Source organism: Bacteroides sp. ET489 (assembly GCF_030518095.1).
Taxonomy (GTDB): domain Bacteria; phylum Bacteroidota; class Bacteroidia; order Bacteroidales; family Bacteroidaceae; genus Bacteroides; species Bacteroides ndongoniae.
Genome location: NZ_JAULLJ010000041.1, coordinates 21,192 through 27,855, shown reverse-complemented (window position 1 = coordinate 27,855; position 6,664 = coordinate 21,192). Strand labels below are relative to the sequence as shown.

The following is a 6,664-nucleotide window of genomic DNA, read 5'->3' as shown; positions in this document are numbered from 1 at the left end:
AGTGGAAGCTGCCGCACAGGGGCGCGAACAACAGGAACCGCAACGCCAGCAGACACCCACGTACCGCTACAACGAGAACATGATTAACTGGGAGGAGTTGGGTAAGTTCGGCATATCCAAGGAAATGCTGGAGCAGTCCGGACAGCTGGACAGCATGCTGAAAGGATACAAGACCAACAGAACCATGCCACTGACACTCAACATTCCTGGGGTACTGACCGCAAAACTCGATGCACGCCTTTCGTTCATATCCAACGGCGGGCAGGTCATGCTGGGCATCCACGGTATCAGAAAAGAACCGGAACTGGACCGTCCTTATTTCGGACATATCTTCACGGAAGAGGACAAGAAGAACCTGCGTGAAAGCGGGAACATGGGACGCGTGGCTGACCTTAACCTGCGTGGCAACACGACAGAACCGTGTCTGATTTCCATCGACAAGAATACCAACGAACTGGTAGCCGTCCGACAGGAGCATGTCTATATCCCGAATGAAATCAAAGGGGTAACCCTGACTCCGGACGAAATTCAGAAACTGAAAAACGGAGAACAGATATTCGTAGAGGGAATGAAATCCAATCAGGGTAAAGAGTTTAATGCCAATCTGCAATATAGTGCGGAAAGAAGAGGCATCGAATTTATTTTCCCGAAAGACCAGGCTTTCAACCAGCAGACGCTCGGCGGTGTACCGCTTTCCCCCATGCAACTCAAAGCGTTGAACGAAGGACACACCATCCTTGTAGAGGATATGAAACGAAAGAACGGCGAACTGTTTTCCTCCTTCGTTACCATGGATAAGGTAACAGGCGGTCTCCAATATACGCGCCACAATCCGGAAACGGGAGAAATCTACATACCGAAGGAAATCTGTTCGGTACAACTCACACCGGAAGACAAGGAAGCGTTACGCAAAGGGCAGCCCATCTATCTTGAGAACATGATCAACCGTAAAGGTGAGGAATTCTCGTCATTCGTCAAGCTGGACCTGGCAAGCGGAAGACCACAGTATTCCAGAACTCCTGACGGTTTCAACGAACGACAGGCACCTACCATCCCGGCTGAGGTTTACGGACACCTGCTTTCGGCACAGGAAAGAGCAAATCTTCAGGACGGAAAGGCCATCCTCGTAACGGGTATGAAAGGTCCCAACGGCAAACCGTTCGATTCCTATCTGAAAGTAAACGCAAACACCGGACAGCTGCAATATTTCCAGGAAAATCCGGATGTACGCCGTAATACCTCACAACGTGCTTCACAGACTGACAATACCCAGCAGCAGGAACAGAAGAAGGGAGCAAAACAGGCTGTCTGACCTGAACGGGATTCAAATCATTCAAATCATCAATTACTAAAAAAGGAAAGAACATGAACAAGAACAATCATCATATCTACAAGGCTGAACAAATCGACTGGGAAAAACTGGAATCGGTAGGTATCAGCAGATCGCAAATTGAAAAGGACGGAAACATGGACCTGCTCCTTCAGGGAGAGGAAACCAATGTCATGTCCATTAAAATCAAGACTCCTGTATTTTCACTTACAATGGATGCCACACTCAGTCTGATTGAAGACGAGAATGGAAATCCGGTCATCAGCGTAAACGGTATCAACCCTTCAGGTGAATAAATAAGAAACCATAATGCATCATCTCTCTTTCCATACGGACTTACCGTATGGAAAGATATAAAAAACAGAATTTATCATGATTGCCATATTAACAGACAAACCAAGTGTAGGAAAAGAAATCGGAAGAATCATCGGTGCAACCAGAGTAAGAAACGGATATGTGGAAGGAAACGGCTACATGGTTACGTGGACTTTCGGGAACATGCTGTCACTGGCCATGCCGAAGGACTACGGAACCCAAAAGCTGGAACGGAATGATTTTCCTTTCATCCCATCCGAATTTGAACTGATGGTACGTCATACACGCACCGAGAACGGATGGATACCGGAGATTGATGCCGTGCTCCAGCTTAAAGTAATCGAGAGGGTGTTTCAGGCATGTGACACCATCATTGCGGCTACCGATGCCAGCCGTGACGGGGAAATGACATTCCGCTATGTCTATCAATACCTGAACTGTACACAGCCTTGCTTTCGTCTGTGGATTTCCTCTCTTACTGACGAGTCTGTACGTCAAGGCATGGAAAATCTGAAACCGGACAGCTGTTACGACAGCCTGTTCCTCGCTGCCGACAGCCGCAACAAGGCGGACTGGATTCTCGGAATCAACGCCAGCTATGCCATGTGCAAGGCGACGGGCCTCGGCAACAATTCCCTCGGACGGGTACAGACACCGGTACTGGCTGCCATCAGCAGACGCTACCGTGAAAGGGAGAACCATATTTCATCGGACAGCTGGCCCATCTACATCAGCCTGCAAAAGGACGGCATCCTTTTCAAGATGCGCCGCACACAGGATCTTCCCGACAAAGAATCCGCAACAATGTTTTTCCAGGACTGCAAGCTGGCACATCAGGCACAGATTACAGGTATCCGTCACAGCGTTAAGGAAATACTTCCACCGGATCTGCTTGACCTGACACAACTTCAGAAGGAAGCGAACATCCGCTATGGTTATACCGCATCAGAGGTATATGACATCGCACAGTCCCTTTATGAAAAGAAACTGATTTCCTACCCAAGGACTTCCAGCCGTTATCTGACGGAGGATGTGTTTGACTCGCTTTCACCAATCATGGCGCGTCTGCTATCATGGGAGCTGTTCCCTGCCGCTAAAGAAACTGGAGGTATTGACATATCCAGTTTGTCCCGCCACGTAATAAGTGCAGAAAAAGCCAATGTACATCATGCCATCATCATTACTGGTATCCGTCCCGGAAATCTGTCCGAAAAGGAAATGCAGGTTTACAGACTTGTAGCCGGAAGGATGCTCGAAGTATTCATGGCTCCATGCCGCATAGAAACGACAAATGTTGAAGCGGTTTGTGCGGCGCAACATTTCAAGGCCGAACAAACAAGAATCATTGAAGCCGGCTGGCATGACGTGTTCATGCGTTCCGACATGGTTCCAAAATCGGGATATTCTGTCAATGAACTCCCCGAAGTGAAGAAAGGTGATAACCTGAATGTATGCGGATGCAACATGGTACACAAAAAACAACTGCCGGTAGATCCGTTCACGGATGCAGAACTGGTGGAATACATGGAGCTGAACGGACTGGGCACGGTATCCTCACGTACCAATATCATCCGTACACTGGTTAACCGTAAGTATATCCGTTATTCAGGGAAATATATTGTTCCGACCCCGAAAGGTATGTTCACCTACGAAACCATCCGTGGAAAGAAAATTGCGGATACTTCACTCACCGCAGACTGGGAAAAACAACTGACCGGACTTGAAAGCGGAATGATAACCGGGCAGGACTTTCTTAATAGGATCAGGACTCTCGCCAAGGAAATGACCGATGACATTTTCAACACCTATTCCACAAAAGAAGAATAACATCCATATCAATATAACCACAAGAATGCAGGCCGGAAGGTCTGCATTTTTTGTGTCCATACAGAAAAGAATCTGTTTTTCCGCTTTTAAGCGGCAAAGGTCTTGGATTGCCTGCCTTTTGTCGCAAGGCTGCCCTGAAGGGCTTGGCTGGACAGGAAAAAATCATCCTCGCTACGCTCCGGTATTTTTTCCTGCCAGGCCTTGCGCAAAAAGGCAATCCAAGAGGCCGGAGGCCTATAAAATCGGGAAAACACATCCCGATGGGATTATTCATTCATAAAATTAATGATTATGAAACTACAGATTATCGAAAGTATCAGCAAGCATGCGGTAACCCTGGTATTGGTTATCGGAATACTTATGCTGACAGACAAAGGTATCATGCCTACCGGTATGATTGCACTGCTACTGCTCACCGGAGGAATCATAGGATTTCTTTTCAGATCCCTTCTACTGATTGTAAGGATAGCATTTATCTTTTTCATTGTCGGACTCCTGTTTTTCTAACCAATAAAACCAACAGATATGAAAACAAGTACATGTATATCTTCTGCTCCTGTCATGCCGGCTGTATGGCCACAGAGCGAACATATCAGACCGGTCAAAAGACGTATGCCCAATACAGTTGATGAGCCTAAAAACATCGGCTACTATCTGGAATCTCTGCGTGATATTTCCAGCAACCCTGACAGAGAGAATGTCCTGAAAGAATTCTTCAAGGAAACTTATGTATAACCATAAAATTTTTCAATTATGTTTTTTCAATCAATTTATCAGATGATTACAACAGGTACGGATCTGAATATCAATATCCGTAAAGTGGACAACAGCCTGAGCGTAGCAGTCATGCCACGGCGGAACAGCCTGAAAGAGGATACGCGGCAGAACATGGTGCCGCTGGTAGTGAACGGAACACCGGCAGAACTGGATATGGGTTTCCTGCAGACCATACTACAACCGATACAGAAGGTACAGGGACTGCTTGTCAATGCGGAAAATTTCGAGAAACAGGCAGAAAAGGCTACATCACAGGCCAAATCATCCAAAACTCCAACAGTACCGGCCGAATCAAAGGAAGCCAGGGAAAAACGGGAAAAGATGGAAAAACTCCTCAAGAAGGCTGATGAAGCAACTGCCGCAAAAAGGTTCTCCGAAGCAATGACATGGCTGAAACAGGCACGGGTGCTGGCTCTTTCAGAAAAACAGAAGGAGATTGACGAAAAGATGCAGGAAGTACAGAAACAGGCCAGCGAAGGAAGTCTGTTCGGTATGACAGAGGAACCGGCGCCGGTAATTCCCCAACCACAAGGCAGCATGAACGGTCAGCCACAGCCTGGTATGCAAATAAGCATATTCCCGGAGCAACAAACCCATACTATGAATCCTGAACCTGTCATGCAGCCTGCTACACAACATATTCCGCAGGAAATGCCTCAACCGGTATATGGAACGAACGGAGCATATATCCAACCAGCTCCAAACCGCCCTGTGATGCAAGGAACAGGTATGCCACAAGGAGCTACAATGCAGCCATATCCGCAGCAGCAGGTACGGCAACCGACAAACGGACATATACCGAACGGAACGGTACAAATACAGAACGGAAACGGACGGGAATACCAGACTGCACCGGCAGCCCATGATACATTCTGCTTCGATCCGGAAGACGAAAATGACAGGGAGCTTCTAAGAGAGGACCCGTATGCGGAATATCCGGATTTTCCGGCTGAGTACCGGATGAAGGACGAGGCACAGGTAGAAATGATATACTGCTGATATGCACAATAAACGATTTGTAAAACCAATAAACTATAAACAATATGGCACTGGAAATTAAAGGTATGAAAAGAACATTCAAAATGAAGAAGAACAGTCAGGAAATCGTACTGGATGATCCGAACGTAAACATGTCTCCGGCTGAAGTAATGGATTTCTATTCAATGAACTATCCGGAACTGACCACCGCGACCGTACACGGACCGGAAATCGAAGACGACCGGGCAGTATATGAATTCAAGACCACTATCGGAGTAAAAGGGTAAGAACATGAAAAAAGGACAACATAAAAATAAAAAACCATGTACACAACTTACGGAACGGGCTTTGGAAAATTTAGCCAGACTTATCATATCGGAACTCGAAAATACGGACATAAGCCGGGGCATCAGGAGCAGAAAGAAAAGAAAACTCCCTCCAGCAGAAAGCCTCATGGTTTTCTAAACACGAAAATACCTTCCATCGCTCCCGACCTGTATGTGAAGAATGACAGGGATGTAACGGTAAATGTCACCATCAAAGAGAATCTTGATTTCCTGTACCGTTCAGCCATGAAGTATGCGCAGCTCCTGGATGTGGAGCTGCCATACCATCCTACAGGCAGGACTTCCATAAGAGAAAAAATATGCCTGCTTTATAATACGCTGGATTCCATAGTATCTCATCATGTAAATCTGGAACTTGTCGGTGACAGGCTCCAGTTCTGTATCTATCATTTCCATGAATGGCCTGATTACACCCTGTTCCTGATACCGATAGATTTTACAGAAAGACTGAAAGGTGAAATCAAAAGGATCACACTGGAGTTCATCAGAAGGTTCATCAAGTATCACAGGATGATGGATATAACCGATACCCCTTATTTTGAGATGTCGGAAGTCTGTATCGATTATGTGGACTTTGAACAGCTCGATGAGGAAGAGAAAAAGGATTTGTACAGAAAGGAAAAGCTTTTCAGGTCATATGAGAAAGGGAGAATCCACAGGAAACTGTGCCGGATGCACTCCAAGGCTTTCTGTAGGAATCTGGAAGAACATATCCGCAACTGTAATCCTTCCAGCAATAAGGAAAAAAGACTTTTGGAACTGATTACCGAAGGGATGTCCCTGATTGCAAAAGACAGTCCTCATATCTTGAATTATGATTATGACTATGCAAGCGAAAAGGAAAGGGATTTCGAACCGCTACCGCTCGAATATCAGATTCTGCTTACCTATTCCATTACGGATACGGTTACCAAAGACATGGAAAGCTGTTTCAGTACTGACTGTCAGGAAACATATAACCAGACTCCCGTATCATTTACCTTCATCACACCGGAAACTGAAAAACTGTTCAGACCAGAGAATTATCCGGAACGGTTCTCAAAATGGTTTGAGAAATTTGTAGAACATGTTACCTATAATTTATAAACAT

The 6,664-nt window shown here is 46.1% G+C and carries 8 protein-coding genes; all 8 read left to right on the top strand.

The window, feature by feature from the left end; all coding sequences use genetic code 11:
• The coding region (locus tag Q3C19_RS15955) for a DUF3945 domain-containing protein (RefSeq protein WP_302730635.1) at positions 1–1,312 on the top strand (1,312 nt) is incomplete at its 5' end.
• 53 nt (positions 1,313–1,365) lie between these two features.
• Entirely contained in the window at positions 1,366–1,626 is a 261-nt protein-coding gene (locus Q3C19_RS15950) for a DUF4099 domain-containing protein (protein ID WP_117713924.1), read from the top strand.
• Positions 1,627–1,702: 76 nt separating this feature from the next.
• Positions 1,703–3,472, top strand: a complete 1,770-nt coding sequence (locus Q3C19_RS15945; protein ID WP_302730630.1) for a DNA topoisomerase — start codon at positions 1,703–1,705, stop codon at positions 3,470–3,472.
• 291 nt (positions 3,473–3,763) lie between these two features.
• On the top strand, positions 3,764–3,979 hold the full coding sequence (locus Q3C19_RS15940) for a hypothetical protein (protein WP_235303878.1): 216 nt from the start codon (positions 3,764–3,766) through the stop codon (positions 3,977–3,979).
• An 18-nt stretch (positions 3,980–3,997) separates the two neighbouring features.
• On the top strand, positions 3,998–4,207 hold the full coding sequence (locus tag Q3C19_RS15935) for a hypothetical protein (protein ID WP_235303877.1): 210 nt from the start codon (positions 3,998–4,000) through the stop codon (positions 4,205–4,207).
• A gap of 18 nt (positions 4,208–4,225) precedes the next feature.
• Positions 4,226–5,248, top strand: a complete 1,023-nt coding sequence (locus tag Q3C19_RS15930) for a PRTRC system protein E (RefSeq protein WP_302730627.1) — start codon at positions 4,226–4,228, stop codon at positions 5,246–5,248.
• Positions 5,249–5,292: 44 nt separating this feature from the next.
• Positions 5,293–5,514, top strand: a complete 222-nt coding sequence (locus tag Q3C19_RS15925) for a PRTRC system protein C (protein ID WP_235303949.1) — start codon at positions 5,293–5,295, stop codon at positions 5,512–5,514.
• Between the two features lie 36 nt (positions 5,515–5,550).
• On the top strand, positions 5,551–6,660 hold the full coding sequence (locus Q3C19_RS15920) for a peptidase (protein ID WP_302730625.1): 1,110 nt from the start codon (positions 5,551–5,553) through the stop codon (positions 6,658–6,660).
• Positions 6,661–6,664 lie beyond the last annotated feature (4 nt).